24 protein-coding genes and 1 riboswitch are annotated in these 25,917 nt (G+C 69.9%); of the genes, 6 read left to right on the forward strand and 18 right to left on the reverse strand.

Features of this window, described 5'->3' with window-relative positions; translation table 11 throughout:
• Nucleotides 1-492 precede the first annotated feature (492 nt).
• The 7 genes from BMW78_RS16175 to kdpF all read right to left on the reverse strand — a co-directional run bounded on the left by BMW78_RS16175 (nt 493) and on the right by kdpF (nt 10,311).
• Nucleotides 493-2,424 (reverse strand): potassium transporter Kup, encoded by a 1,932-nt coding sequence (locus tag BMW78_RS16175; RefSeq protein ID WP_091761982.1) that lies wholly within the window; start codon nt 2,422-2,424, stop codon nt 493-495.
• A gap of 153 nt (nt 2,425-2,577) precedes the next feature.
• On the reverse strand, nt 2,578-3,261 hold the full coding sequence (locus BMW78_RS16180) for a response regulator transcription factor (RefSeq protein ID WP_091761830.1): 684 nt from the start codon (nt 3,259-3,261) through the stop codon (nt 2,578-2,580).
• Nucleotides 3,258-5,750, reverse strand: coding sequence for a DUF4118 domain-containing protein (locus BMW78_RS16185; protein WP_245735912.1), 2,493 nt, complete (start codon nt 5,748-5,750; stop codon nt 3,258-3,260). Before BMW78_RS16185 ends, BMW78_RS16180 begins: the two co-directional genes overlap by 4 nt.
• 114 nt (nt 5,751-5,864) lie before the next feature.
• Entirely contained in the window at nt 5,865-6,440 is a 576-nt protein-coding gene (kdpC, locus tag BMW78_RS16190; RefSeq protein ID WP_281247094.1) for a K(+)-transporting ATPase subunit C, read from the reverse strand.
• Nucleotides 6,441-6,446: 6 nt separating this feature from the next.
• The gene (gene kdpB / locus BMW78_RS16195; RefSeq protein ID WP_091761835.1) at nt 6,447-8,495 is read right to left on the reverse strand and encodes a potassium-transporting ATPase subunit KdpB; all 2,049 of its coding nucleotides are present in this window, start codon (nt 8,493-8,495) and stop codon (nt 6,447-6,449) included.
• Nucleotides 8,492-10,141 (reverse strand): potassium-transporting ATPase subunit KdpA, encoded by a 1,650-nt coding sequence (gene kdpA / locus BMW78_RS16200; protein ID WP_091761837.1) that lies wholly within the window; start codon nt 10,139-10,141, stop codon nt 8,492-8,494. Before kdpA ends, kdpB begins: the two co-directional genes overlap by 4 nt.
• A complete protein-coding gene (kdpF, locus tag BMW78_RS21225) occupies nt 10,141-10,311 on the reverse strand; it encodes a K(+)-transporting ATPase subunit F (protein WP_245735913.1) in 171 nt (56 codons plus the stop codon). The genes kdpA and kdpF overlap by 1 nt, the downstream gene beginning before the upstream one ends.
• A gap of 90 nt (nt 10,312-10,401) precedes the next feature.
• Between kdpF and BMW78_RS16210 the strand changes: the two genes are divergently transcribed.
• From BMW78_RS16210 to BMW78_RS16225, 4 genes are all read left to right on the forward strand, one after another.
• Nucleotides 10,402-11,196, forward strand: a complete 795-nt coding sequence (locus tag BMW78_RS16210) for a DUF4118 domain-containing protein (RefSeq protein WP_091761842.1) — start codon at nt 10,402-10,404, stop codon at nt 11,194-11,196.
• 355 nt (nt 11,197-11,551) lie between these two features.
• Nucleotides 11,552-11,629: riboswitch (Fluoride riboswitch) on the forward strand.
• 167 nt (nt 11,630-11,796) lie between these two features.
• Nucleotides 11,797-12,918 carry an alkaline phosphatase family protein gene (locus BMW78_RS16215; RefSeq protein ID WP_177180438.1) on the forward strand — a complete coding sequence of 374 codons (1,122 nt, stop codon included), beginning with the start codon at nt 11,797-11,799 and terminating at the stop codon, nt 12,916-12,918.
• A 135-nt stretch (nt 12,919-13,053) separates the two neighbouring features.
• The gene (locus BMW78_RS16220) at nt 13,054-13,548 is read left to right on the forward strand and encodes a hypothetical protein (protein WP_143056305.1); all 495 of its coding nucleotides are present in this window, start codon (nt 13,054-13,056) and stop codon (nt 13,546-13,548) included.
• A gap of 61 nt (nt 13,549-13,609) precedes the next feature.
• Nucleotides 13,610-13,987, forward strand: a complete 378-nt coding sequence (locus tag BMW78_RS16225) for a VOC family protein (protein WP_091761848.1) — start codon at nt 13,610-13,612, stop codon at nt 13,985-13,987.
• A gap of 24 nt (nt 13,988-14,011) precedes the next feature.
• Here the strand turns inward: BMW78_RS16225 and BMW78_RS16230 are convergent, their stop codons facing one another.
• From BMW78_RS16230 to BMW78_RS16250, 5 genes are all read right to left on the reverse strand, one after another.
• On the reverse strand, nt 14,012-14,263 hold the full coding sequence (locus BMW78_RS16230) for a hypothetical protein (protein WP_091761850.1): 252 nt from the start codon (nt 14,261-14,263) through the stop codon (nt 14,012-14,014).
• 23 nt (nt 14,264-14,286) lie between these two features.
• Nucleotides 14,287-15,627 (reverse strand): MFS transporter, encoded by a 1,341-nt coding sequence (locus tag BMW78_RS16235; RefSeq protein WP_091761852.1) that lies wholly within the window; start codon nt 15,625-15,627, stop codon nt 14,287-14,289.
• Between the two features lie 69 nt (nt 15,628-15,696).
• Nucleotides 15,697-15,870, reverse strand: a complete 174-nt coding sequence (locus BMW78_RS20885; protein ID WP_091761854.1) for a hypothetical protein — start codon at nt 15,868-15,870, stop codon at nt 15,697-15,699.
• 119 nt (nt 15,871-15,989) lie between these two features.
• A complete protein-coding gene (locus tag BMW78_RS16245) occupies nt 15,990-17,306 on the reverse strand; it encodes an APC family permease (protein ID WP_091761856.1) in 1,317 nt (438 codons plus the stop codon).
• 173 nt (nt 17,307-17,479) lie between these two features.
• Nucleotides 17,480-17,683, reverse strand: coding sequence for an LPXTG cell wall anchor domain-containing protein (locus tag BMW78_RS16250; protein WP_091761858.1), 204 nt, complete (start codon nt 17,681-17,683; stop codon nt 17,480-17,482).
• 58 nt (nt 17,684-17,741) lie between these two features.
• Here BMW78_RS16250 and BMW78_RS20890 point away from each other — a divergent pair, with 58 nt between their 5' ends.
• Nucleotides 17,742-18,398: a hypothetical protein gene (locus BMW78_RS20890; RefSeq protein WP_218144387.1), complete on the forward strand. Its 657-nt coding sequence runs from the start codon at nt 17,742-17,744 to the stop codon at nt 18,396-18,398.
• Between the two features lie 520 nt (nt 18,399-18,918).
• Here BMW78_RS20890 and BMW78_RS16260 read toward each other — a convergent pair.
• Together BMW78_RS16260 and BMW78_RS16265 are read right to left on the reverse strand one after the other, a co-directional pair.
• Nucleotides 18,919-19,590, reverse strand: coding sequence for a UdgX family uracil-DNA binding protein (locus BMW78_RS16260; protein ID WP_091761862.1), 672 nt, complete (start codon nt 19,588-19,590; stop codon nt 18,919-18,921).
• A 53-nt stretch (nt 19,591-19,643) separates the two neighbouring features.
• Nucleotides 19,644-21,206, reverse strand: a complete 1,563-nt coding sequence (locus tag BMW78_RS16265) for a dolichyl-phosphate-mannose--protein mannosyltransferase (RefSeq protein WP_091761986.1) — start codon at nt 21,204-21,206, stop codon at nt 19,644-19,646.
• 44 nt (nt 21,207-21,250) lie between these two features.
• On the opposite strand from BMW78_RS16265, the gene rsmI reads away from it, so the two are divergent.
• Entirely contained in the window at nt 21,251-22,093 is an 843-nt protein-coding gene (gene rsmI / locus BMW78_RS16270) for a 16S rRNA (cytidine(1402)-2'-O)-methyltransferase (RefSeq protein ID WP_091761863.1), read from the forward strand.
• Here rsmI and BMW78_RS16275 read toward each other — a convergent pair.
• The 4 genes from BMW78_RS16275 to BMW78_RS16290 all read right to left on the reverse strand — a co-directional run bounded on the left by BMW78_RS16275 (nt 22,090) and on the right by BMW78_RS16290 (nt 25,891).
• The gene (locus BMW78_RS16275; RefSeq protein ID WP_091761865.1) at nt 22,090-22,902 is read right to left on the reverse strand and encodes a CPBP family intramembrane glutamic endopeptidase; all 813 of its coding nucleotides are present in this window, start codon (nt 22,900-22,902) and stop codon (nt 22,090-22,092) included. The genes rsmI and BMW78_RS16275 overlap by 4 nt on opposite strands.
• A 19-nt stretch (nt 22,903-22,921) precedes the next feature.
• The gene (locus BMW78_RS16280; protein ID WP_091761867.1) at nt 22,922-23,515 is read right to left on the reverse strand and encodes a DUF4126 domain-containing protein; all 594 of its coding nucleotides are present in this window, start codon (nt 23,513-23,515) and stop codon (nt 22,922-22,924) included.
• A 46-nt stretch (nt 23,516-23,561) separates the two neighbouring features.
• A complete protein-coding gene (locus BMW78_RS16285) occupies nt 23,562-24,581 on the reverse strand; it encodes a cell wall-binding repeat-containing protein (protein WP_091761869.1) in 1,020 nt (339 codons plus the stop codon).
• Between the two features lie 140 nt (nt 24,582-24,721).
• Nucleotides 24,722-25,891: an RtcB family protein gene (locus BMW78_RS16290; RefSeq protein ID WP_091761988.1), complete on the reverse strand. Its 1,170-nt coding sequence runs from the start codon at nt 25,889-25,891 to the stop codon at nt 24,722-24,724.
• Nucleotides 25,892-25,917: the final 26 nt, after the last annotated feature.

Consider the following 25,917-nt stretch of genomic DNA (forward strand, 5'->3'; position numbering starts at 1 on the left):
ACTCCTCACCACCGAGCCGCCGACCCGACTCCGAGCATCCGGCCGGCACTCACGAGCCCGTCAAGGCCGCAGCTCCCAGCCGGGTCACGGTGCACACTCCGTGTACGGCCACATCACCATCCCGCGATCAGGGCGACCTTGACCGCCTCGACGGCCGACCTCCACTGCTCCGCCATCGGGTCGCCGGCTCTCCCCGGCCATGGCCAATCGCGTGTGCCCCCGGCGTGCCCCCAGCCTTCAGCAGGCGCACCCAAACCGAGGTCAACCGTGCGAGCCAGAGCACGAAAACCGTTGCCGTTGAGAGCCTAGAGGCCTTCGCAATGAGAAGGTCAGGGGTTCGAATCCCCTCAGCTCCACCGAATGAAACTGGACCGGACACGCTTGTCGTCCGGTCCTTTTTCATTCCCTGGATGTGTATGGGGGATTCGGGGAGGAGGAGCGAGGGACGAGCGACGACGGCTCCCCTCAGCCCCACCCGACGGCAGATTGCCGTTACAGGGTGACCTGCGCGCCCATCACGACGGTCCTGTCCTGAGGCAGGCTGAAGTAGTGGCTCGGGTTCGCGGCGTTGTGAGCCAGCCCGATGAAGAGCCGTTTCCGCCAGGTTGCCATGCCAGGCTCTCGACCGCGCTGAAGCGTGATCCGCGACAGGAAGTAGTTCGCCTGTTCGGGGTTGATGTCCAGGCCTGCTTCCCGGGCGGCCTCGAGGCTCTTCGGGACATCCTGCTCGTCCTGGAAGCCGAAGCGCAGCGTGACCAGGGTGATCGTGCCCAGAGGGCTTGGGAGGAGTTGCCAGGTGCAACGGTCCGTTCCCAGGACGTGAGGGACGTTCTCGGAGACGGTCCGGACGATGAAGACGTGCTCGTGGATGACGTGGTTGTAGCCGACGTTCTCACGCAGAGCCAACGGCGTCGTGACGTGGTTGGGGTGCAGGAAGATCGCCGTTCCGGGCACGACTCGGACCTGTTGTCCCTCGAGGTTCCACACGAAGTGGTTCAGCCTGCCCTCCAAGGAGGTGCGACGCTCGGTGACCAGGACTCTTCCTCGCTGCCACGTGAGCATGATCGTGACCACGGAGACGGCAATGAGCAGCGGGAGCCAACCGCCGTGCGCCACCTTCGTGAGGTTCGCCGAGAAGTACGTCACCTCCAGGATTCCCAAAGGCACTCCGACGGCCAGCAACTTGGTGCGGTTCCAGTGCCAGGCGGACTCGGCGTACATCAGAACCAGCGTGGTGGTGAGGAGGAACGTCCCCGTCACAGCCAGCCCGTAGGCCGTGGCCAGCTTGGTGGATGACTGGAACGTCAGGAGGAGCAGCAGGACGCCCGCGCACAGCGTCCAGTTGATCGCTGGAGCGTAGATCTGTCCGCCCTCGTGCTGAGAGGTGTGTCGGATCGTCAGCTTGGGCAGGTAACCGAGTCTCTCCGCCTGCCGCGAGACGGAGTAGGCACCCGAGATCACCGCCTGGGAGGCGATGATGGTGGCAGCCGTCGCGAGGACCACCAACGGCAGCTGCGCCCAACGCGGCGCCATGAGGTAGAACGGGCTGGAGATGGACGACGGCGAATCGAGTATGAGCGCTCCCTGACCCAGGTAGTTCAGAGTCAGGGCCGGAAAGACCAGGCCGAACCATGCCCGTCGGATGGGCGCTCGACCGAAGTGCCCCATATCGGCGTAGAGCGCCTCAGCGCCCGTGATGGCCAGCACCACGGCGCCCATCGCGATGAAGGCGATCAAGGGATGATCCAGCACGAACAGCACTGCGTGGTGCGGCAGCAGGCTCTGCAGGATGCTCGGGTCGCCAGCGATCTGGGCCACCCCGAGAACGGCAAGGACCGCGAACCACACGATCATCACGGGCCCGAAGAACCGCCCGACGATGTTGGTGCCGAAGCGCTGCACCACGAAGAGGGCGGCGATGATGGTGGCCCCCAGCGGAACCTCGAGGTGACCCAGCCCCGGCGCCGACACGGAAAGCCCCTCTATGGCCGACATCACCGAGATCGCGGGCGTTATGACGCTGTCGCCGTAGAACAACGATGCGCCCACAACGCCGAGAATCATCACCAGGGCGAACCGCCTGCCCCCAGGGCGCACAGTTCGACGCGCGAGAGCCGCCAAGGCCATGACGCCACCCTCGCCGTCGTTGTCGGCTCGCAGGATGAGGGTGACGTACTTTCCGGAGACGATCGCCGTAATCGACCAGAAGACCAGCGAGATCACCCCGTAGACGTCACCCGGAGTGGGTTTGACGATCCCACCATCGAGCGCGAAGACGGTCTGTACCGCGTAGAGGGGACTCGTGCCGATGTCACCGAAGACCACCCCGAGCGCCCCGACCGCCAACACCAACAAGCCCGAACCGGGAGGCGAGGCGGGGGCATGCGTCTTGGGGCGACGAGTGGAGTGCCGGTGAACAGCCATGATGACAACCACACTAGGACTGGCCTTGGCGCCGAGATGCCGTCAAGCCAGCACCGGTGGTCCTTCTTGATGCGAAATTAACGCCGGACGAGGGGCCGACGACCCGGTCCGATTTCCACTCGGGCTGCCTGCCGCCGCTTGGCCAGGCGCACCTCAGTCGCCGAGCAGCCGGTAGCCGTGCCCCGGCTCCGTCACCAGGTGACGTGGGCGGCCAGGGTCTGGCTCGAGCTTGCGGCGCAGCTGGTTGGCGTACACGCGCAGGTAGTTCGACTCGCGCCCGTAGCCGGGCCCCCAGACCTCCCGCAACAGCTCGCGCTGGGAGACCAAGTGGCCCGGTTGCCGTGCCAGAACCGAGAGCAGCCGCCACTCGGTCGGCGTCAACCGAGTCTCGACGCCGTCGATCACCGCTCGCCGTTCAGCGAAGTCGAGCCGGAACCGCCTCGTCACGAAGGGCGGTTGGGGGGCCTCTTCGCCCTCAGTACGTCGACGCAGAGCCACCCGGACACGCGCCAGGAGCTCTTCCATGCCAAAGGGCTTGGTCACGTAGTCGTCGGCGCCGAGGTCCAGTGCCTCCACCTTGTCGGTGGACTCGCTGCGGGCCGAGAGCACGATGACGGGGACGGAGGACCGCTCGCGGATGCGGCGCAGCACCTCGACGCCGTCCAGGTCGGGCAGTCCCAGGTCCAGCACCACGAGGTCCGGCTCCCGCTCGTTGAAGGCTTGCAGGGCGGAGCGGCCGTCGCCGGCGGTCTCCACCTCGTAGTCGCGAGCCCTGAGGTTGATCGACAGGGTGCGCAGGAGGTGCGGCTCGTCATCCACCAGAAGCAACACGCTCATGCGAGGTCTCCGTCCGCTGCCACGGGGACATGGCGGGGTTCCGCACCGGTCGACGACCCCGGGGCCGGGCGAAGTTCCAGGACGATCGTCAGTCCGCCTCCGGGTGTGTCCTCGGCCGCGATCGCGCCTCCCATGACCTCGATGAGCCCTTTCGCGACGGCCAGGCCGAGACCGACGCCCGTTCCCCTCGGCGCATCCCCGTACCGCTGGAACGGCGCGAAGATGAACTCCTTGGCCGTGTCAGGAACGCCTACGCCGCGGTCGATCACCCGAACCTGAACACGTTGAGCCACGGACGACGCGCGCACCAGTACCTCTTGCCGTCCAGGACTGTGCCGGAGCGCGTTCTCCAGGATGTTGGCCAGTACCCGGTCCAACAGGCCGGCGTCCGCCATCACCGAGGGCGTGTCCTCCTCCACAAGGATCCTCACCCGGTGCGGCTCGCTCAACGAGCGCGTCGCGCCCAGGACGGCATCCCTGATGTCCAGCGAGTCCTCACGCGCCTGCACGGTCCCGGACTGCAGGCGTGACATGTCCAACAGGTTCGCCACCAGTCCGGTGAGCTGGTCAGTGGAGTCCTCGATGGTCTCGAGCAGGCTTGCCTCATCCTCCGCCGTGAACGCGACGTCGGCTTGCCGCAGGCTGGAGGCGGCGGCCTTGATGCTGGCAAGCGGGGTGCGCAGGTCGTGTGACACCGCGGCCAGCAGGGCCGTCCTGGCGCGGTTGTCCTTGTCCAGCTGGCCGGCGCGTCGTGCCTGTTCCTCGAGCAGGTCACGGCTGAGGATGAGGGCGGCCCGTGAGGCGAAGGCCGATACCAGCCGGCGGTCCTCTCCACTCAACACCCGGCCAACCAGCACGAGCGTGTTCTCGTCGTCGACAGCGGCGCGGACCGACGCCGTGGCAATCTGTTCGACCGAGAAGTCATCGGTGGCCGCCACGACCTCCCATGGATCACGGACACTGCGGCGCCGTGCCAGTGCCGCGGCGTCCACGTTGAAGAACTCGACCACCTGCCGCAGGAGAGCGGGCAGCTGGTCATGCTCAGCGAGGAGGGTCTCGGCCGACTTCGCCAAGGCGGCCGCCTCCCGCTGTGCCGCTCTTGCTGCGGCGGCTCGGCGTTCGCTGAGATGCACCACCGAGGACACAGCCAGGGCGACGGCGACGTACACCAAGAGCACCACCAGGTTCTCCGAGTCCGCGATCGTCAGTGTGTAGAGCGGCGGTGTGAAGAACCAGTTCAGCGCGAGGCTGCCCAGCACGGCAGCTGCCAGGGCGGGTCCCAAGCCACCGGCGAGGGCCGCGAGGACGGTGAGGAGAAGGTAGAGCAGCACGTCCAGCGGCAGGTCGTGCCAACTGCGGATGACGTCCAGCAGAGCGCTCAGGGCGACCACACCCGCGGTGGCGACGAGCCAGCCGAGCACGGTGCGACGACGCCCGAGCGCTGGCCCGATCGACAGGCGCCCACGACGGGGCCCGGCGAGCTGGTGCGACACGAGATGGATGTCGATCTCACCTGAGGCGTCGACGACCCGTCGACCGACCCCGGGGAAGAGCGCGGCCTGCCAGCGAGGCCGTCGCGAGGTGCCGATGACGATCTGACGGGCGTTGACGCCTCGAGCGAAATCGAGGATGGCCTCGGCTGTGTCCTCGCCGGTGACCGTGTGGAAGGTGCCACCGAGCTCGGTCGTCAGCTCACGCAGCTCGCCAAGCGTCTCGAGACTGGCGTCGACGAGACCATCCGGAGGAGTGACATAGAGGGCGAGCAGCTCACCTCCGGCCCCACGCGACGCGATCTGGGCGGCGCGGCGCAGAAGGTTGCGCCCCTCCTTCCCGCCCGCAAGAGCCACCACGACTCGCTCGCGGGTCGGCCACGACTCGGTGATGTCATGATCCGCGCGGTAGCGGTCCAGGCCCTCTTCCACCCGATCCGCGAGCCACAGGAGGGACAGCTCCCGGAGCGCGGACAGGTTGCCTTCACGGAAGTAGTTCGACAGAGCTGCGTCGACCTTGTCCGCCGCATAGACGTTGCCGTGGGCCAGCCGCCGCCGCAGCGCGTGCGGCGACATGTCGACCAGCTCGATCTGGTCGGCCGCCCTGACAACCTCATCGGGCACCGTCTCCTGCTGCCGAACGCCCGTGATCGCTTCGACCACGTCGTTGAGGGACTCCAGGTGCTGGATGTTCAGCGTCGAGATGACATGGATACCGGCATCCAGCAGCTCGTCGACGTCCTGCCACCGCTTGGGGTTTCGGGTGCCCGGCGCGTTGGTGTGGGCGAGCTCGTCCACGAGCGCCACCTCAGGTTTGCGGGCCAGGACGGCGTCCAGGTCGAGCTCGCGCAGCGCAGCACCTCGGTGGGTGACCTCGAGCAGGGGCACCTGCTCGATGCCCTCCATCAGGGCGGCGGTGTACATGCGGCCGTGGGCCTCGCAGACGCCGATCACGACGTCCGTGCCGCGCTCCATGCGGCGGCGCGCCTCGGAGAGCATGTCGACGGTCTTGCCGACACCGGGTGCGGCACCGAGGTAGATGCGCAGCTTTCCCCTGGCCATGACGTGATTCTCGCCCTCCGTGACCAGATCAGGCGACGCTGGGCCGCATCGTCATCGACCGGCTCGCCTGTCCAGCGCGAGGTTGAGCTCGAGGACATTCACCCGCGGCTCGCCCAGGAAGCCTAGCGTCCGCCCCTGGGTGTGTTGGTGCACGAGCTCGACGACGATGCCTTCGTCGAGGCCGTTGGCGGCCGCGACGCGCGGAGCCTGAGCCAGTGCGTTCGACGGTGAGATGTGCGGGTCGAGGCCGCTGGCAGAGGCCGTGAGGGCATCGGCGGGTCCCTGCACGCCTCCATGTGCGTTGGCATATCCGCGGCTCCGCTCTGCGAGAGCCTTCCGCTGTTCGTCACTCGAGGCGTAGAGGTTGGTGCCGCCGCTCACGTCACCGGCGTAGCTGCTGGCTGAGGGCCGGCTCTGGAAGTGCCGCTCGTCGGTGAAGTTCTGGCCGAGCAGCGAGGATCCCACGACCACACCGGCGCGCTGGACCCTGGAGCCGTCTGCTTGCGACGAGAGGCCGAGCCGACCGATGCCCCAGATGGCGGCGGGGTAGAGCACACCGAGCAGAAGGGTGAGTGCCAGGAGCATCCGTGCGGCGGCGCCGACCTGACGGGTGAGGGGGGAGGACACGGGTTCTCAGCTCAATCCGGGGAGTAGCGAGACGACGAGGTCGATGGCCTTGATGCCGACGAAGGGCACCACCACCCCGCCGAGGCCGTAGATGAGGAGGTTGCGGTTCAGGAGCGCGCTTGCACTGCTCGGCCGATACCGGACGCCGCGGAGCGCCAGTGGAATCAGAGCCAGGATGACCAGCGCGTTGAAGATGACCGCCGACAGGATCGCCGACTCCGGCGAGGACAGTCGCATGATGTTCAGTGCGTCAAGGCCCGGGAAGAGCACGACGAACATCGCGGGGATGATCGCGAAGTACTTCGCGATGTCGTTGGCGATCGAGAACGTGGTCAGCGCTCCGCGGGTGATGAGCAGCTGCTTGCCGATCTCCACGATCTCGATCAGCTTCGTGGGGTCTGAGTCGAGGTCGACCATGTTCCCGGCCTCCTTGGCCGCCGACGTGCCGGTGTTCATCGCGACACCGACGTCCGCCTGCGCCAAGGCCGGTGCGTCGTTCGTGCCGTCGCCCGTCATGGCCACCAGGCGGCCGCCCGCCTGCTCGGCCCTGATGAGGCGCATCTTCTCCTCGGGCGTTGCCTCCGCCAGGAAGTCGTCGACGCCTGCCTCCCTCGCGATAGCGGCGGCGGTCAACGGGTTGTCGCCGGTGATCATGACGGTGCGGATCCCCATGCGGCGCAGGCGGTCGAACCGCTCACGCATACCCGATTTGACGATGTCCTTGAGGTGCACGACACCGAGCGCCCGTGCCGGCGCGTCGCTGTCGACCTGCTCGGCCACCACCAGCGGGGTGCCACCGGACTCGCCGATTCGGTCGGCGATCTGCTGCACCGATGGGGGCACACTGCCGCCCGTCTCGCGCACCCAGGTCGCGACCGCGGAACCGGCGCCCTTGCGGACCCCTGAGCCGTCGGGGAGGTCGACCCCGGACATGCGGGTGGTCGCAGTGAACTCGATGAACTTGGCGCCCTCGACCGCCAGCGCCTTCGCGGTGCGAGACCCGTCCACCCTGTATGCCGTGTGGGCCAGTTCCACGATGGACTTGCCCTCCGGGGTGGAGTCCGCCAGCGAGGAGAGATAGGCAGCCTCGGGCAGGTCACGTCCACCCTCGCCGTCGAGGCTGATGAACTCCGACGCCTGCCGGTTGCCGAGCGTGATGGTGCCCGTCTTGTCGAGCAACAGCGTCGAGACGTCGCCGGCGGCCTCCACCGCGCGCCCGGACATCGCGAGCACGTTGCGCTGCACCAGCCGGTCCATGCCTGCGATGCCGATGGCGGACAGCAGGGCGCCGATGGTCGTCGGGATGAGGCAGACGAGCAGGGCGACGAGCACCAGCACCGACTGGGCCTTCCCGGAGTACACCGCCAGGGGCTGCAAGGCCATGACGGTCACCAGGAAGATGATCGTCAGCGTCGTCAGCAGGATCGTCAGGGCGATCTCGTTCGGGGTCTTCTGTCGTTCCGCGCCCTCCACCAGGGCGATCATCCGATCGATGAAGCTCTCGCCCGGCTTGGTGGTGATCTTGACCACGATGCGGTCTGACAGGACGGTGGTGCCACCGGTGACTGCGCTGCGGTCGCCTCCGGATTCACGGATGACCGGGGCCGACTCGCCGGTGATGGCCGACTCGTCGACGGTGGCGACGCCCTCAACGACGTCACCGTCACCCGGGATGACTTGACCGGCCTCGACGACGACCTCGTCACCGACGCGCAGCGCCGAGCCGGGAACGATCTCCTCCGCCCCGTCCTGGCTCAACCGGCGAGCCGTGGTTTCCTTCTTGGCCCGGCGGAGGGTCGCGGCCTGTGCCTTGCCCCGCCCCTCGGCGACCGCCTCCGCGGCGTTGGCGAAGAGCACGGTGGCCCACAGCCAGCCCGTCACCGACCAGCTGAAGAGGCTGGGCTCTGTGATGGCCAGCCCGGTTGTGAACACCGACCCGACCCAGACCACGAAGATGACGGGCGAGTGCCAAACATGGCGCGGGTCGAGCTTGGCGAATGCCTGCGGGACGACCTCCCTGAGCGAGTGCCCACCGGTGACCATGTGCCGCGTCATGAAAGAGCCTCCGCGATGGGGCCCAGCGCGAGGGCCGGGAAGAAGGTGAGCAGGGCGACGATGACGGCTACGCCGGTGAGCAGGCCCACGAAGAGGGGTGTGTGGGTGGGCATCGTGCCGGCGCTGGCGGGCCTGGGCTGCTGCTCGACGAGTAGTCCGGCCAGGCGCAGCACCAGCAGCATGGGTACGAAGCGTCCGAGGAACATGCTCGCCGCGAGCGTCAGGTTGAACCAGGGAGTGTCGGCCGTCAGGCCCGCGAACGCGCTGCCGTTGTTGTTGGCCGCAGAGCCGAAGGCGTACATGACCTCGGACAGACCGTGTGGGCCGGAGGCCAGCATCGCCGACCTGGGGCCGTCCATCACGAGCGACAGCCCGGTGAAGGCCAGGACGAGCAGGGGCATGACGAGGATGTACAGAGCGGCACAGGTGATCTCGCGGCGCCCCACCGTCTTGCCCAGGAACTCGGGGGTTCGACCGACCATGAGCCCGGCGATGAACACGGCGATGATGGCGACGATGAGGATGCCGTACAGGCCGGAACCCACACCTCCCGGGGAGATCTCGCCCAGGAGCATGTTCGCGAGAACCGCTCCGCCACCGAGTGGGCTGTAGCTCTCGTGCATGGAGTTGACGGCGCCCGTCGACGTGCCGGTGGTCGAAGCCGCGAACAGGGCTGAGGACCACACGCCGAACCGCTGCTCCTTGCCCTCCATGGCGTCGCCGACCGCACCGGAGGCGGCGACCTCGGATGCGGTCGTGGCCGCGACCCCGGCGGCCCACAGGAAGCCTGCGAAGCCGAGAAGCGCCCAACCCTGCCGTCGGTCGCCCACCATGATCCCGTAGGTACGCGTCAGGGCGAACGGGATCAGCAACAGCAGGAAGACCTCGAGGAGGTTGGTGAACGGGTTCGGGTTCTCGAACGGGTGTGCCGAGTTGGCGTTGAAGTACCCGCCCCCGTTGGTGCCGAGCTCCTTGATCGCCTCTTGAGAGGCGACCAGACCGCCACGGATGATCTGCTCGCCGCCAGCGGCAGCCCTGACCGTTTCGGGGGCGCTCAGGTTCTGCACCACACCCCCGATGAGCAGCACCACCGCGGCAACGGCAGCGAGGGGCAACAGCACCCGCAGTGTCCCCCTGACGAGGTCCACCCAGAAGTTTCCGATCCCCCTGCTCGACCGGCGGGCGACCGCTCGCGTGATGGCCACCGCCACGGCCAGACCGACCGCCGCCGAGGCGAAGTTCTGGACCGTCAGGCCCACCGTCTGGACGAGCGGCGTGACGCCGACCTCACCGGCATACGACTGCCAGTTGGTGTTGGTGACAAAGGACACCGCGGTGTTCAGGGCCGTGCTGACACCCATGCCCGTGGAACCCTGGGTGAGCGGGAGACGCAGCTGGACCACGATGAGCACGAAGAGGGCCGCGATGCTGACCAGGGAGAAGGCCACGACGCTGGTCGCATAGGCCCGCCAGCCCTGCTCGGAGTCGGGGTCGACCCCGACGGCCCGGTAGACGACTCGCTCGATGCGCCAATGACCCCGGTCGGTGAAGACTCGGGCCATCCAGGCGCCCATCGGGTGGTAGCAGACCGCGAGCGCCACGATGAGCACGCCGATGGTGAGCAGGCCGCTCACCGTGGCAGACATCAGAACTTCTCCGGCCGGATGAGGGCGTACACGAGGTAGGCGATGAGGGCCAGTGCCAGGACGGCCGCGATGACGTTCTCGCTCACGCCCCCAGTGAAGAGCCAGCTTCGCGTGCGTCGGACCCCATTGACGTCCTGGTAACGGCTCTTGACGTGATCTTGACGGCCCAAGTGCTCCCGGACACTCGTCCCCGATCTCGCCACGTACGGAAGGCGTTAAGTCTCTTGACAGGCGGACCCCGGGGCACGCGTGATGAGGACATGAACCTGAGGTCGGTCATACGCGCCCACCGCCTTGCGACGACCGTGCTCGCCGCGGGTCTGCCCCTGGCGGCGGCGGCACTGTTGTCGCTTGTGCGGGACACCGTCGGCACGCCTACCGTCGTGCTGGTCCTCGTGGCGTGCGTCGTCGTCGCCGGGGCGACCGGCCTGCGAAGTGCCGGGCTCGCGGCCGCCGTCTCAGCGGCGGCATCCTTCGACTTCTTCCTCACCCAGCCGTACGGCTCGTTCGCCATCCACGACGCGGAGGACCTCGAGGCGGCCGTGCTGTTGCTCATCATCGGGGGCATCGTCACCGAGACGGCTCTGTGGGGTCTGAGGCAGGAGGCTGCGCTGGCGCGTCAGAGCGGCTACCTCGGCGGTGTCCTGGCCACCGCGGACACGCTTGCTCGACACCACGAGTCGGCCGAGGACGTCACAGAGAGCGTCGGCCGGCGCATCACCGAGCTGCTGGACCTGGACTCGTGCCGCTTCGTGCCAGGTCCCCCGCCGAACCCGGGCGCCCCGACCTTCCACCACGACGGGGCGCTCGTCCGTGACGGCTACCAGCTCAACATCGAACGTGACGGGCTGCCCGTCGACGCGGCGATGTACCTGCTGGTGCGCTCAGGAAGCCAGGTGCGAGGGCACTTCGTCGTCACGGCCGCCACCCACATCGCACGGCCCAGCCTGGAACAGCGACGCGTGGCTGCGCTGCTCGCCGACCAGGTGGCTGGCTGGCTCGCCGGTTCAGGCCAGCACGTGACAGGACGCAGCGTCCACGGCTCGCCACAGTGACGGCCTGAGTCGAGCTCCCGCCACAGGCCGCTCGGGAAGGGTCGGCAGCAGGGACCTTCGCCCTACCTGACCCGGTCGGCCGGGTCGCACCATGGTGGTGCGCCGCCTTCGGCCCGCCAGCTCGACGATTCGTCGTCTCAACGCTGATGAGGCCGAAGGTGGTGCTCCACGTCGACCCCGGCCTGGCCACGGTCCTCCACTCGGTGGCAGCCAGGTGCCTCGGTGCCTCGGCCTCCCGTCGTCGACAAGACCGGCCCCCTGGGTCACCCTTCTAGGTCGCCCTTCGCTGCCCCCGAGAAAAAGGTTGCACAACGCACCCGTTCAGGGATTGCCACGCCCCTGAGCCAGTGGTTGACTCCACGGCGGCGATGGATCCCGCCAGGACGACATGTCCGAACCGCCCGTCACATGGGCTGATGGTTCCTGGCCACGGGCGACCCGTTCGCCATGGTGCTCAGGGGGTGGTCGACGCCGTTACCGGCCCAGTTGCCGCTGTTGTCCCGCCAGCCGTGCGCACTCGAGCCACCGCACAGTCGCACTCGCCACCCTCGCGCAGCCGCGCACCCAATGCGCGGCCGTGCACCTCGGAAAGGATCTGTTGTGACCTCACGTCCGCTCGCCCTCGGCGCCTTGGCCGCCGCCACCGCCGTCGGTCTCCTCACGGCCACCATGGGAGGGGCCGATGCCCATGGCCGGTCGTCCTCGAAGGCGTCTCCCCGCATCGACCACCTCTACGTGCTGATGCTCGAGAACCACTCGAAGTCGAGCGTCATCGGCAACCCGAACGCGCCCTTCCTCAGCCAGCTGGCCAGCCGGAACACCGTGGCCGACCACTACTACGGCGTGACCCACCCCTCGATGCCCAACTACATCGCCGCGATCGCCGGCGACAACTTCGGCATCCAGGACGACGAGGACGAGAACGTCGTGAACCTCGACCGCCCCAACCTGGTCGACGAGCTCGAGAAGAAGCACGTCCGGTGGGCGGCGTACATGGACACCCTCCCGCAGGACAAGCAGGCCAGGTTCGGCCCGACGCTGCCCGACGGCAGCGTCGCCAAGCTGTACGCGAAGAAGCACAACCCGTTCGTGCTGTTCGACAGCGTGAAGAACTCGCCCGAGCGCATGGCCAAGGTCAAGGACTACTCCGCGATGGCCGCCGACCTGAACTCGCCGAAGGCGCCTGAGTTCGTGTGGATCTCGCCCAACCAGTGCAACGACATGCACGGAGGGGTGAGCCAGACGATCGCCGGCCACCCGGAGACGCCGTGCCCGTACGGCAGCACCAAGGACGACGCCAACGACGCCGCCCTGAAGAAGAAGGCCGACGACTTCACGCGCCAGGCGGTGCACACCATCATGACGTCGAAGGCGTGGACCAAGAAGTCCGCGATCGTCATCGTCACCGACGAGAACGACTACACCGGCAACGCGGAGACCGGTGGCTGGGAGAGCGCAGACGGTTGCTGCGACTCGCCGTACGTCGCCAAGGGCGACCCCCGGGTCTCCAAGGACTGGCCGGGAGGTACCTACGGAGGCGGGCTGATCCCCGCCATCATCGTGAGCGGCTCGGGTCCGACCAAGCGGGTGGACCACACGCCGTACAACCACTACTCCCTGCTGGCCACCGTGCAGGAGAACTGGAAGCTGCCCTACCTCGGGCACTCCGGGGACCGTGCCGGCGGTGTGGTGTCCATGTGGTCGGCGTTCGGCCGCCGCTGACCAGCATCTCGGTGGCGACGTGACGTCGGGTCTCCCGGCGTCACGTCGCCGTGGGCGGACGCGGACCTCGCCCTCAGGTCGCGGCGCTGGCGCGTGCCGTGGACCATGGAGGGCAACCGACAGCAGGGGGCAGCGATGATGGGTCGCGTCACGGTGGCCGAGCAGCTGTTTGAGCAGCAGTGCACCAAGGTGGTGGCGACTGCCGAGGGCCAGGTGAGACACCTCGGGCCGGGGCTGGTGCCCGATCCGACGGATTCGATTCTGGCGAAGCTGGGGGAGCCGTCGTTCGCCATCCATCTCGCGCAAGCGGTGGGCGCAGATGAAGACGTCCCCAATGACGTCGGTCTGGCCCTGCGCAGGGCGGCGCAGCGGTTGCCCCATGTCCTGTCCGACGGACGAGAGGATCCTGCCGAAGACGGGCCCGTGGAGGGGGTCTTCGGGCCGGTCGTCGGCGATGGAGCCCTGGTCATCTGCCTCGACACCGACGGGGCGGGTGCAGGTCCGTCGATGATGAGCACGATGGTCCGGATCGTCGTGGAGGAGCTCACACCGCTCGGGGTGGATGCCCATGTCGCCGCAGGGCCGTCGTTCTCCGACGCCATGCTTGCCGGCTGGCTGCCCGCGGAGTAACGCCGCCGCAGCTGACGGATGTGGCCTTTCCGACCGGCAGCACGACGGACAGGATGACCCCATGACCACGCGCTTCACCTTCGGCCGCCTGCACCACGTCCAGCTCGCCATCCCCGCCGGCGGTGAAGACGCCTGCCGAGCCTTCTGGGGTGGGGTGCTGGGCATGACCGAGCTGGAGAAGCCACCCGTGCTCGCCGCCCGAGGCGGGTGCTGGTTCCGCGGCGGGGGACTCGAGGTCCACCTCGGCGTGGAGGAACCCTTCGTTCCGGCCAGGAAGGCACACCCCGGCATCCTCGTCGAGGACCTCGACAGCCTGGGCGCAGCCCTCGACGGCGCGGGCACGGCGGTCACCTGGGACGGGGAGTTCCCCGGACACCGGCGCTTCTACGCCGCCGACCCGTTCGGGAACCGGCTGGAGTTCCTCGAACCCAGCCACTGACTCCCGACCCAGCGGATCGCGACCTCAGTCACGGCGTCGCGCAGTCCAGCGGTTGCGGTCCCTGAGGTCGAGGCCAGAGCGGCGACGCTGGCGCCCCATGGCCTCGCGGCGCCGCCGACGTGGGGATGAGCGGGTGGCCCACCACGCGAAGACGCCCAGCAGCGCGATGACGAGCAGGGCGGCACCCCAACCGCTGAGGCTCCCCACGCCCGTGCCCACGGCCGCGTCGTGCAGCGAGGCGCTCGCGTGACCGCGGAAGAGCGGAGCGTTCGGCATGGCTTCTCCTCAGGCGGTTGCTGTCAACGAACGGTGTTCGCGGCCGCCACCCGTTGGGACTGGTCGTGCGACGGACCGCGGAGGGTCTCGTACATGCGAACGGCCACCACTAGCCCGGAGGCGGCGGTCAGTGCCGCGACGGCCCAGATGGCGGTGCGCACGCCGTAGAGGTCGGCGAGGACGCCCGACAGCAGCGCCCCGACGGCGAACCCTCCGTCGCGCCACAGCCGGTAGACCCCTACCGAACGCGCGCGCCAAGCGGGGTGCGCCACGTCACCGATCGAGGCCAGCAGGGTGGGGTAGACCATCGCCGTACCGGCACCGAGCAGGGCGGCTGCGACCGCCCAGGCGCCGAACGTGTCACCGGCCGCGACGAGCCCGAGCGCCACGGCCTGGACCAGCATGCCGGCGACGATCAGCCACTTGCGGCCCCACCGGTCGGAGAGCGCACCGGTGACCAGCTGCCCGAGCCCCCAGACCGCGGGGTAGAGCGCCGCGAGGACGCCGATGCGGGCGACGGACATACCGGTCGCCGCGAAGAGCACGGGGAAGAGGCCCCACGCCAGGCCGTCGTTGAGGTTGTTGACCAGGCCCGCCTGGCTGGCCGAGGAGAGGGCGGGTTCGCGGAAGCTGGTCTGCGCGAACACCTGCCCGCTGGTGAGCTCCTCGTGCAGGTGGTCGTGCCGGCCGTCGGCGCGAGCCACGTGCCCCTTCGCCTCGAGTCGTGCGTGCTCTCGGGTCTCCCGCACCGCCACGCTCGAGAGCGCCAGGCCGAGGGCCGCGAAGGCGAGGCCGAGCAGGAAGGGGGCGGGGCGGAGCCCGTAGGTCTGCGCGAGCAGGCCGGTGACCATCGCGGTCGCGGCCACCGCGGCATACCCGGCAGCCTCGTTGAGCCCCATGGCGAGGCCACGCCGCTGGGCGCCCACGAGGTCGATCTTCATCACGACGGTCGTCGACCACGTCAGACCCTGGCTCACGCCGAGGAGGATGTTGGCGGCGACCACCCAGGCCCACGACGGTGCCCAGATGAGCAGCAACGGCACGGGAACCGCCACCAGCCACCCCGCGACGAGCACCGGCTTGCGGCCGTAGCGGTCGGAGAGGGTGCCGGCGACGTAGTTGGCGACGGCCTTGGAGAGGCCGAAGGCCACGATGAAGGTGAGCCCGGCGGTGTAGGCGCGCAGGCCGAACTCCCGTTCGCCGAGCAGGGGCACCACGGTGCGCTCCTGCCCGAGCATGCCGCCGACGAGCGCGTTCACGACGACGAGCAGCGTGAACTGGGCGGCGTTCTGCCGCAGGCCGAGCCGCAGCTGGGGAGAGGTGCGTGCGCCAGGTGCAGCGGTGGCCGGACGCGGGCTGTTCACGGTGTCCTCCCTGCCCTCACGGTATGCCGCGACGCCGCCGCCAGCAGCTGGCGGCGGCGTCGCGTGTGCTCAGCTGCGGCCGAAGAGACGGCCGAGGAACGAGCCGCCGGCCTGGCTGGGCTCGTCGTCGTGGCCGGGGCAGCGGTCGGCGCGGGGGACGCCGGCCATGACCTGGTCGACGTGCTGGCCGCAGCCGGCCCAGGTGGTCTTGCCGCAGGTGCGGCAGGTGGCGGGACGGCACATGGTGCTCTCCTTGGTCGCTGTTGGTGCGGTGATACCCCATGGGGTATCTGTGGCGACTGTACGGGGAGAGGCGCGAGGGCCGCAAGTCTCCGCGCGTCCGCGGCCTCCGGCCGGGCTGCTCAGGCGACGCGCGGCGTGGCGCCGTGGTGGTGGTCGCGACGGTAGGTCCATCCCACGTCGATGAGTGCAGACACCGCCAGGATGGCCACGAGCGCCAGGGCGGTGACCGGCTCGTCGACGAGCGTGGTGAAGCAGAAGACCACCAGGGTCACGACCGTCGACAGCAGGGCGATGACGAGCACCCACACGTGAGCGCCGGTCTCCCGGTGCAGGCGGAAGTGCGCGAGCGTCACCAGGGAGAAGACGACGAGCGCGACGGCGCTGCCGAGCGAGGCGATGCGGCCCAGCCCGAAGAAGAGCACGAGCACCAGCGAGAAGGCGGCCATCGCCATCAGGCCGTTGGGCAGCTGGCGCCGGCCGTGGCCCAGCGACCGTCCGAACACCGGCGGGAACTGGCCCGTGCCCGCGAGGTGCTGCGAGAGACCGATCGAGGGGTAGAGCGCGGAGTTGACCGCCCCCGTCGTCGAGAACAGCGCGGTGATGACCATGAGCGCGTAGCCGGCCTCGCCGAGCGTCGGCTTGGCCGCCTCGGCCAGCGCCGTGCCTCCGGAGGCGATGACCTCGTCGACGGTCAGGGTGCCGAAGACGCCGAGCGCCACTGCCACGTAGACGGTCGTGGCGATCGCGAGCGAGAGGAACATCGCCCGCGGCAGCTGCCGGCCCGGATCGGGAAGGTCCTTGGCGGTGAAGGTCACCACGCCGAAGCCGAGGAAGGCGAAGAACGTCAGCGCGATGCTCGAGACGATGTCCTGCACGCTGGGGTAGCCGGACGGCGCGAGCAGCGAGGGCTGCATGTTGGCGATCGTGACGACGGCGAAGACGGCGAGGATCGCCACCACCACGTTGACGATCACGGCCTGCACTCGCGCGACGGCCTTGGAGCCGACCGCGTTCAGGGCCGTCATGGCCAGGATCACCACGCAGCCGAAGACCCTGGCCCACGTGGCGTTCTTGTCGGTGAAGACCGCGCTGGCGTAGTTGCCGAACGACACCGCGACCATCGCGCACACGATGCCGTTGGCGGCGAAGAGCAGCCAGCTCGTGATGCCCGGGACGTGACCGCGGCCGAACCCGCGCGACAGGTACTCGAGCATCCCGCCGGCCGACGGGAACTTGGTGCCGAGCTTGGCGAACGAGTACCCCTGCAGGGCCGCGATGGCACCGGCGAGGAGGAACGAAAGCCACACCGCCGCGCCCGCCACGGCGCCGGCGGCCCCGAGAAGCGCGAAGATCCCGGCGCCCACCATGGATCCCACGCCGATGAACGCGGCCTGCATGGTGGTGAACTGCTTCTTCTCGGTCCCCGTTCGAGACATCCCGGCCTCCTCGTGGGGGTGGCCGCCGCGGGCGGCACGCCCGCACCGGTCACAGCCCTCGAGCCCAGCCTCCCCAAGGGGGTGCGGGGGCGGCTCATCCGGACAGGGCGAAACCCCGAAAACGGGTGTGCCCCCGCCGTTCGGCAGGGGCACACCCGTCGTGCGGTACGAGCTCAGTGGCGACGCTCGACCACCAGGTGGCGCCGGGCCAGGAGCAGGAGGGCACCCATGAAGAGCAGGGCGCCGCCGAGCGTGAGCGGGTGCCAGACGGTGGAACCCGTGTAGGCGAGCTTCTTGGCGGGTGCCGTGGTCTCGGCGCTGGCTGCGGTGCTCGCCGCGACCGTCGACGTGCGGGTGGTTGCGGTCGAGGTGTCCACGGCCCCGGTGTCAGGGCCCGCCGTGGTCGTGGTCTTGACCGGAGCCGAGGTCGTGGTCTTGACGGGTGCGCTGGTCGTCGTGGTCTCGACGGGAGCCGACGTGGTGGTGGTCTCGACCGGTGCGCTGGTGGTGGTCGTCTCCACCGGGGCCGAGGTGGTGGTCGTCTCGACAGGGGCTGAGGTCGTCGTGGTGGTCGTCTCCACGGGAGCCGAGGTCGTCGTGGTGGTCGTCTCCACGGGAGCCGAGGTCGTCGTGGTGGTCTCGCCCGGCGCGCTGGTCGTCGAGGTCTCGGACGGCGCGGTCGTGGTGGTGGTCTCGGACGGCGCGGTCGTGGTGGTGGTCTCGGACGGCGCGGTCGTGGTGGTGGTCTCCGACGGCGCGGTCGTGGTGGTGGTCTCCGACGGTGCGGTGGTGGTCGAGGTCTCGGACGGTGCGGTCGTGGTGCTGGTCTCCGACGGAGCGGTGGTCGTCGAGGTCTCGGACGGCGCGGTGGTCGTCGAGGTCTCGGACGGCGCGGTCGTGGTGGTGGTCTCCGACGGAGCAGTGGTCGTCGTCGTGGAGGTGGTCGTCGTGGTGGTGCTCGGGCTCGGGTTCTCGGCCTGGCAACGAGCAGTGAAGTCCGCGTCGCTCTCCCCGTCGTTGGGGAAGAAGTCGCGGGGGTGGTTGCCGTGTCCGCCGTCTGTCGCCGGGTCACCCACCTTCTGCACCTGGTAGACGCCGCCCCCGTAGTGGCAGACCAGGTCCTTTCCTGCAGGGCCGGCAAAGGCCGAGACGGTGGGGAAGACCATCATGGCGAGTCCCAGCGCGCCCGCCGCGATGGCCGCACGGGTCTTCGCCAGGCCGGCCTCGGCCCACAGGCCGCTCGGGTGGGGAACGGCAGAAACGTGCTTGGTCATGGGAACCCCTGCTAGTCGACGGATTTCGTACCTCTGGCGTCGAACAGTGCCCAGCGCCACTGGAAAGGTCAAGAGAAGGTAAAGAGACCGTCAGTGGAAGGTATGGCGGTTCTGGAAACTGTAAAGCGAGGCAAGGGGAGGCATCCGGGCACAAAAGGGGTCAGAGGTGCCTGTCGATGTGGGCGCATGTGTGCCGGTTTCACCCCCTTCGTCGGCTCCGGGGCCGGCATGAGGGCGCACCCAAAACTCAACCAAAAGTACTAGCCAGCACGAGGTCTGACGGTCGAGCTGCCCGCGGACGGTGTGCAGTCGTGTCGAGGGGGGCCAGGCCCACTGACTCAGCCGACGGCTGCCGAGGCCACCTTCAGGTCGGCCACGAAAGCGGCGTAGTCCTCGTCGCGCTGCCGGGACCGCAGCACCGCCGATGGGTGCGTGGTGGCGACGACCGTCTTCGGCGGGTGCGCGAGCTCGAGCTTCGTCTCCTCCCAGCCCATCGACCTGCCCCGCGCGGCGCCGACGCGGAACGAGGGGCCGAACACCGCCTGCCCTGCGGTCGCCCCCAGCACCACGACCACCTGCGGCCTCACGACCTCGAGCTCGGCGAGCAGCCACGGCCCACAGGCGGTGACCTGCCACCGGCTCGGGGACTGGTGGATGCGCTGCTTGCCGCGCGTGCCCGAGAACCGGAAGTGCTTGACCGCGTTGGTGCGAAAGACCGTGGTGGCCGCGATGCCGGCGTCCTCGAGCGCCCGGTCGAGCAGCCGCCCAGCGGGTCCGACGAACGGCTCGCCGGCGAGGTCCTCCTTGTCGCCGGGCTGCTCGCCGATGACCATGAGCCGGGCGTCCCGCGGGCCGTCCCCGACCACGGCCTGGGTCGCGTCGCGGAAGAGGTCGCAGCCCTCGCACGCCTGGGCGCTGGTGCGGATGGCCGACAGCGAGAGGCGTTCGGGCACCCAGGGGCCCCCGCCCGGGTAGTCCGCCCGGTCCTTCGTCGAACCCGCGCTGGGCATGTCCTCACTCTGGACCGGTGCGCCCCGAGCGGCCAGTCAGACGCCGGTCCAGCTCAGATCCAGCTGGGGAACCACATCCGGTTCGACCAGTCGGGCTGGGGGATGACCTGGGCGGTGTAGATGGGCCAGAAGAAGGCGAACAGGGCCAGGGTCAGCAGGCAGAAGCCGCCAACGGCAGCCAGTCCCCACTGCCGTCGTCGCAGCGACGCGGTCCGCGGCCCGAGCCACAGCCCCAGCACGAACACCACCCCCAGCACCACCCACGGCTCGAAGGCGATCTCGTAGAACGAGTAGATGGTGCGGTGCTGGTAGTTGAACCAGGGCAGGTAGCCGCCGATGAGGCCGGCGACCACCGCGCCGGCGCGCCAGTCGCGCCGCACCAGCCAGTAGTAGAGGAGGACGAACACCGCGATGGTGCCCAGCCACCAGATCGAGACGGTGCCGATCGAGGTGATCGCCTTGGAGCACTGCTCGACCGTGCAGCCGTCCTGCCCGCGCTTGGGCCCCTCGTAGAAGAACGAGGTCGGCCGCCCCTGCACCAGCCACGACCACGGGTTGGTCTTGTACGGGTGGTCCGAGGTCAGCCCGACGTGGAAGGCGTAGACCTCCTGGTGGTACTTCCACAGCGACCGCAGCGGTGCCGGCACCCAGCTCCAGCCCCAGTCGGGGTGCTGCGTCGCCCACTGCCGGTCGTAGCCGGCCGTGGAACGGAACCACCCCGCCCATGACACGAGGTAGGTGGCGACGGCGGTGCCCACCATCGCCAGCGCCGCGAACAGCCCGTCCTTGACAACGGCAGCCCGGAACCAGTGGCGCACCCCGACGGCCCGTCGGGCGCCGATGTCCCACCACACCGTCATCACCCCGAAGGCGATGAGGAAGAACAGGCCCGACCACTTCGTGCCGGCCGCCAGGCCGAGGCTGAGCCCCGCTACCCAGCGCCAGGGGCGCAGGCCGAGCCAGGGGCCCCAGCCGAGCCGTGAGGAGTCACCGGTGGGGGCCCGGGCCGCGACCCGCTCGGCGAGCATCGCGCGCGAGCGGTCGCGGTCGATGAGCAGCGCGCAGAACCCTGCCAGCGCGAAGAACATGACGATGATGTCGAGCAGCCCGGTGCGCGAGTGCACGAAATGGTGGCCCTCGAACGCGAGCAGGAAGGCTGCGACGGTGCCCAGCAGCGTGGAGCCGAACATGCGTCGCGCGGCGCGGCCGATCATGAGGATCGACAGCGTGCCGAGCAGTGCCACCGAGAAGCGCCAGCCCCACGACGACGTCTGCCCGAAGAGCCACTCGCCCACGCCGATGACCCACTTGCCCACCGGTGGGTGGACCACCAGGTCGCCCTCGCTGCCGAAGACGTCAGGGGTGCCGTGCGTGAACAGCTCGTCGGGCTTCTTGAGGCTGTCGGGCACCCGCATCTCCACGCCGTAGCGCAGCAGCGAGACGCCCTGCTTGACGTAGTAGGTCTCGTCGAAGACCAGCTGATGCGGACGGTCCAGCGCCCAGAACCGCATCACCCCACCGACCAGCGCGACGACCAGTGGGCCGAACCAGCCCCAGAACCGGTCGGTGGGCCGGAAGCCGAGCAGGCGGGATCGCAGCTGCTCGGTGCGCGTCATGGCCGCCATCGTAGAGGGGCCGGGTGGCCTGAGAGGATCAGCCGGTGACCGCCAGCACCGGTGTCCTCGTTCTCGCCGCAACTCCGATCGGCGACCCCCGCGACGCGGCGCCCCGTCTGGGGCAGGAGCTCGCGACCGCCGACGTCGTGGCCGCCGAGGACACCCGCCGCCTCAAGCGGCTGTGCGCCGACCTCGGCGTCACGCCCCGCGGGGCCGTGCTGAGCTACCACGAGCACAACGAGGCGAGCCGCACCCCCGAGCTGGTCGACCGCCTTCGGGCGGGGGAGCGCGTCGTCGTGGTGACCGACGCGGGTATGCCGTCGGTGTCGGACCCGGGCTACCGCCTGGTCACCGCCGCGGTCGAGGCCGACGTCGTCGTCACCTGTGTGCCGGGCCCGAGCGCGGTGCTCATGGCGCTCGCGGTGTCGGGGCTCCCGGTCGACCGGTTCTGCTTCGAGGGGTTCCTGCCGCGCAAGGGCGGTGAGCGGTCGCGCACGCTGGCGACGCTGGCCGACGAGCGCCGCACGATGGTCTTCTTCGAGGCGCCGCACCGCATCGAGGCGGCACTCCGCGCCATGGCCGACGCCTTCGGCCCGCAGCGCCCGGCCGCGGTGTGCCGTGAGCTGACCAAGACCTACGAGGAGGTGCGCCGCGGCGGCCTCGCCGAGCTCGCGGACTGGGCGGCCGAGGGCGTCAGGGGCGAGATCACCGTCGTGGTCGGCGGGGCCACCGCCCGGGCGACGTCCGTGGAGGAGGTGCTGCCCGGCATACAGGAGAGGGTCGCCGCAGGCGAGCGCCTCAAGGACGTGTGTGCCGACGTGGCCGCGCAGACCGGCCTGTCGAAGAAGGCGCTCTACGACGCGGCTTTGGCGGCGCGACAGGCCTAGAGCCAGGAGAGGTGGTCGCGCAGCAGCGCGTAGCCGACGAAGGCGACCACGTCGAGCAGGGTGTGCGCGACGACCAGCGGCCCGACGCGTCTGGTGCGCGTGTAGACCCAGCCGAACAGCAGGCCCATGGCGATGTTGCCGACGAAGCCGCCGAAGCCCTGGTAGAGGTGGTAGCTGCCGCGGATGAGCGCCGACAGCCCGATGACCAGCGGCACCGACCAGCCGGCCTGCCGCCAGCGCGTGAAGAGGTAGCCGACCATGACGACCTCCTCGAGCACCGCGTTCTGGGCGGCGGCGAGCACGAGCACCGGCACGGTCCACCACTGGGCGGCGAGGTTGGCGGCGGCGACGTTGGTGTTGAGGCCCAGCGCCCGGGCGCCCGCGTAGAGCGCCAGCCCCGGGATGCCGACCGCGGCGGCCAGCAGCACCCCGCGCAGGAGGTCCTGCCCGGGGCGACGCAGGTCGGCGCCGATCTCGTGGTGGGCTTCCGGCCGTGAGCGGCGGAGCAGGTGCAGGGCGAGGAACACCGGCACGAGGGCCAGCACGATGCCGACGAGCTGGTAGGTGAGGTCGAGCCAGGGCCGGTCGGGGGTCACCGACGAGTTCATGGCGGTGGTCTGCTGGTTGAGGGCGACCCGGGCGGTGAGCTTGCGCACGAGGCTGAGCGCCGACCAGATCGCCGAGGCCCCCAGGCTGACCCCGAGCACGAGCCACGTCTCGGTCAGCAGCTGCCGGCGGGTCAGCCGCTCCGTGCCGACGGTGCCCACGGCCCCCGCCTCGTCGGCGGTGGCGGCCTCCCTCGAGCTCATGGGTGCCAGCGTATGCCGCTCACGCCGGGAGGCGGCCGCGGCGCCGGCGCCAGCGCCGCACCTTCAGGGCGCCCGCGATGAGCACCCACGCGAGCAGCACCAGCGCGACCAGGCACAGGACGGGGGCGAACAGGGCGGCGAGGCTGAGCCCGACCGACGCGCCGTCCTCCGCCGTCGACACCACGGGGGCGCCGAGGCCGGCCGTGCCCAGGTTGACCACCGGCCGGGCGGCGACCTTCCCGGTGTGCACCAGCCCGGACACCAGCACGCCGAGCGCGATGCCGACCCACGGGTGGTCCGCCATCCACGCCGAGCTGTCGACCTGCTCGGCGGCCGAGGTGGCCGCGAAGACGAGGCCACCCATCGCCGGGCGGATGAACGTCTGCACCGCGTCGTTGACCGAGTCGACGGCGGGGATCTTGTCGAGCACCACCTCGCTGAGCAGGAGCACAGCACCGATGCCGATGGCCCACCAGCTCTCGACCCACGCGTAGGTCGCCGGCAGGGTGAGCACGTCGGTGAACCTCGCCACGAGGGCCACGATGAGAAACGGGATGTAGGCGTTGAGGCCCGCCGCGGCGGACAGCCCCATCCCGGTCAGTGCAGCGATCATCGACGACCTCCTCTGGCCAGTGCTGCCCCGATGATCGCAGGAGGGCTCAGGACGCGCAGGCCTTGAGGTGCAGGGCGGCGTCGGAGAGCACGCCGGTGCCGCCGACCGCCCAGAGGGTGTCCGGCCGTTGCAGCTGCACCTCCGCGACGGTCGCCTTCGGTGCGCACTCGCGCTGGGAGAGCAGGATTGGCGCGCCGTGCTGGGCCGCGAGGGGCGCGGCCGCGAGTGCGTCGGGGAAGTTGCTGCCGTTGACCAGCACGATGCCGACGGCGTTGCCCGGCGTTCCGTTGAGCACCATCTCCCTGGAGATCGCCACCGCCGTGGTGTACCGGTCCTTGCCGGCCAGCCGCTTCACCTCGGTGTTCGGCAGCAACGCGCGGACCTGCTGCTCGACCTCCGCGGAGACCGCCGCGGTGCCGCCGAGGATCTTCAGGTAGCGGGGCTGGAACTCCGTCAGGACCGAAGCCGTCTCGGCGGGCAGCCTCGTGGGGGAGGTGAGGAGCAGCGGCGCCTTCTGCCAGGCGGCGCCCGCCCCACCCGCGAGGGCGTCGGCGAAGGTGCTGCCGCTGGCGAGCGCGACGGTGAACGGGTACGTCGGCTCACCTGCGTCGTTCACCTCGACGGTGAAGTCCGCCGCCTGGGCCGCGGTGTCGTAGCGGTTGGCGCCGTCGACACGGTCGACCAGTGGCGCATACGCCCGGAGCTGCCGCTCCACCCCGGAGTCGATGGCCCCCGTGCCGCCCATGACCACGATCACGTCAGGGGCGAGCTCCTTGAGCCGTTGAGACACCACGGTGGGCAGGGTCCCGGTGTGGGGCACCAGCAGGACAGGGCCGTGCGTCGCAGCGGCGGCCGGTCCGGCGGCGAGGGCGTCGGGGAAGTTCGTCCCGGAGGCCACGAAGACCACCCCGTCGTAGTTCGGGAGCTTGGAGGCCTCCACGGCCGTCGCGTAGCGGTCGGCTCCCGCGAACCGGCTGTAGCCGGGCGACCACGTCGCTGCGTCGGCCACGGCTGCGGGCGCCAGCAGGGCGACGAGCGCAAGGGCGGTCAGGGCGGGTCGGCGCATGGCGGTCCTCCGAGCAGGCGCAGCCCTCCGCCGCGCATCGGTCGGACGGTACCCGGCCCGACGCGGTGAACCGGGAGCAACCGGCGTAAAACAGCCGTTCGGACGACGGCCGTGAGTGCCTTGCTCGGGTCGGGGCGACCTCAGTCGCCCTTCACGTTGACCACCTGGCGCAGCGTGTGCCGGACCCGCACCAGGTCGGCCGAGTCGGCCATCACCTCGTCGATGTCCTTGTAGGCCTGCGGGTGCTCGTCGAGGAACGCGTCGGTGTCGCGGTACTCGATGCCCTCCATCGCCTCGCGCAGCTGCTGCCGGGTGAACCGCCGCCGGGCCGCGTGCCGGGAGAACCTGCGGCCGGCGCCGTGCGGCGCCGAGTTCAGCGAGAGCTCGTTGCCGAGCCCTTCGACGACGTAGGAGCGCGTGCCCATCGAGCCGGGGATGAGCCCGAGCTGTCCCGCACGCGCCTCGATGGCGCCCTTGCGGGAGACCCAGACCGACCGGCCGCCGTGGGTCTCGCGCTGGGTGAAGTTGTGGTGGCAGTTGACCCGCTCGGCCTCCACCACCGGCTCCCGCAGGAACTCGCCGAGCTGGCGGATGACGCGGTCCATCATCTCCTCGCGGTTGAGCAGGGCGTAGTGCTGGGCCCAGTGCAGGTCCTGCAGGTAGGCGTCGAACTCGGCGGTGCCCTCGGTCAGGTAGGCGAGGTCGCGGTCGGGCAGGTCGACGTGGTCGCGCTTCATGACGCGCCGGGCGATGTCGATGTGGTGCTGGGCGATCTTGTTGCCGACCCCGCGCGAGCCGGAGTGCAGGAAGGCCCAGACCCGGTCCTGCTCGTCGAGGCTGACCTCGATGAAGTGGTTGCCCGAGCCGAGCGAGCCGAGCTGCTCGCGCCAGCGGTCGGAGTAGCGGTGCGGGTCGAGCCCGATCGCCTCGGCCTCCTTCTCCAGCAGCGCGACCCGCGGCTGCGCCGTCTCCACCACCCGCCGGTTGGCCACACCGGCGGAGAGCGGGATGGCCCGCTCGATCGCGCCCCGCAGCCGTGGGAGCGGCCTGCCCACGAGGTCGTCGGCGTGGAACTGGGTCAGCACGGCGATCATGCCGCAGCCGATGTCGACGCCGACGGCTGCCGGAATGATCGCCCTCTCGGTCGGGATGACCGACCCCACGGTGGCACCGAGCCCGGGATGGGCATCGGCCATGAGCGCGACGTGGGGGTGGACGAACGGCAGCTCGGCGGTGCGACGCGCCTGCTCCAGCGCCTGGGCGTCGACGACGGACGCCCAGCTGACGAGCCGGGGGCTGATCCGCTCCATGGCCTCCATCGTGGCCTCCCCGCGGG

This window comes from Pedococcus cremeus (assembly GCF_900111375.1).
Lineage (GTDB): Bacteria > Actinomycetota > Actinomycetes > Actinomycetales > Dermatophilaceae > Pedococcus_A > Pedococcus_A cremeus.

Excerpts from the sequence above, each read along its gene's own strand:
- BMW78_RS16175 (WP_091761982.1), bottom strand. The coding sequence starts at position 2,424 with ATGGCTGTTCACCGGCACTCCACTCGTCGCCCCAAGACGCATGCCCCC.
- BMW78_RS16180 (WP_091761830.1), bottom strand. The coding sequence starts at position 3,261 with ATGAGCGTGTTGCTTCTGGTGGATGACGAGCCGCACCTCCTGCGCACC.
- BMW78_RS16185 (WP_245735912.1), bottom strand. The coding sequence starts at position 5,750 with ATGCTCTCCGAGGCGCGCCGCCGCATGGAGCGCGGCACGGACGTCGTG.
- kdpB (WP_091761835.1), bottom strand. The coding sequence starts at position 8,495 with ATGACGCGGCACATGGTCACCGGTGGGCACTCGCTCAGGGAGGTCGTC.
- kdpA (WP_091761837.1), bottom strand. The coding sequence starts at position 10,141 with ATGTCTGCCACGGTGAGCGGCCTGCTCACCATCGGCGTGCTCATCGTG.
- BMW78_RS16210 (WP_091761842.1), top strand. The coding sequence starts at position 10,402 with ATGAACCTGAGGTCGGTCATACGCGCCCACCGCCTTGCGACGACCGTG.
- BMW78_RS16220 (WP_143056305.1), top strand. The coding sequence starts at position 13,054 with ATGATGGGTCGCGTCACGGTGGCCGAGCAGCTGTTTGAGCAGCAGTGC.
- BMW78_RS16225 (WP_091761848.1), top strand. The coding sequence starts at position 13,610 with ATGACCACGCGCTTCACCTTCGGCCGCCTGCACCACGTCCAGCTCGCC.
- BMW78_RS16230 (WP_091761850.1), bottom strand. The coding sequence starts at position 14,263 with ATGCCGAACGCTCCGCTCTTCCGCGGTCACGCGAGCGCCTCGCTGCAC.
- BMW78_RS20885 (WP_091761854.1), bottom strand. The coding sequence starts at position 15,870 with ATGTGCCGTCCCGCCACCTGCCGCACCTGCGGCAAGACCACCTGGGCC.
- BMW78_RS16245 (WP_091761856.1), bottom strand. The coding sequence starts at position 17,306 with ATGTCTCGAACGGGGACCGAGAAGAAGCAGTTCACCACCATGCAGGCC.
- BMW78_RS16260 (WP_091761862.1), bottom strand. The coding sequence starts at position 19,590 with ATGCCCAGCGCGGGTTCGACGAAGGACCGGGCGGACTACCCGGGCGGG.
- BMW78_RS16265 (WP_091761986.1), bottom strand. The coding sequence starts at position 21,206 with ATGACGCGCACCGAGCAGCTGCGATCCCGCCTGCTCGGCTTCCGGCCC.
- BMW78_RS16275 (WP_091761865.1), bottom strand. The coding sequence starts at position 22,902 with ATGAGCTCGAGGGAGGCCGCCACCGCCGACGAGGCGGGGGCCGTGGGC.
- BMW78_RS16280 (WP_091761867.1), bottom strand. The coding sequence starts at position 23,515 with ATGATCGCTGCACTGACCGGGATGGGGCTGTCCGCCGCGGCGGGCCTC.
- BMW78_RS16285 (WP_091761869.1), bottom strand. The coding sequence starts at position 24,581 with ATGCGCCGACCCGCCCTGACCGCCCTTGCGCTCGTCGCCCTGCTGGCG.
- BMW78_RS16290 (WP_091761988.1), bottom strand. The coding sequence starts at position 25,891 with ATGGAGCGGATCAGCCCCCGGCTCGTCAGCTGGGCGTCCGTCGTCGAC.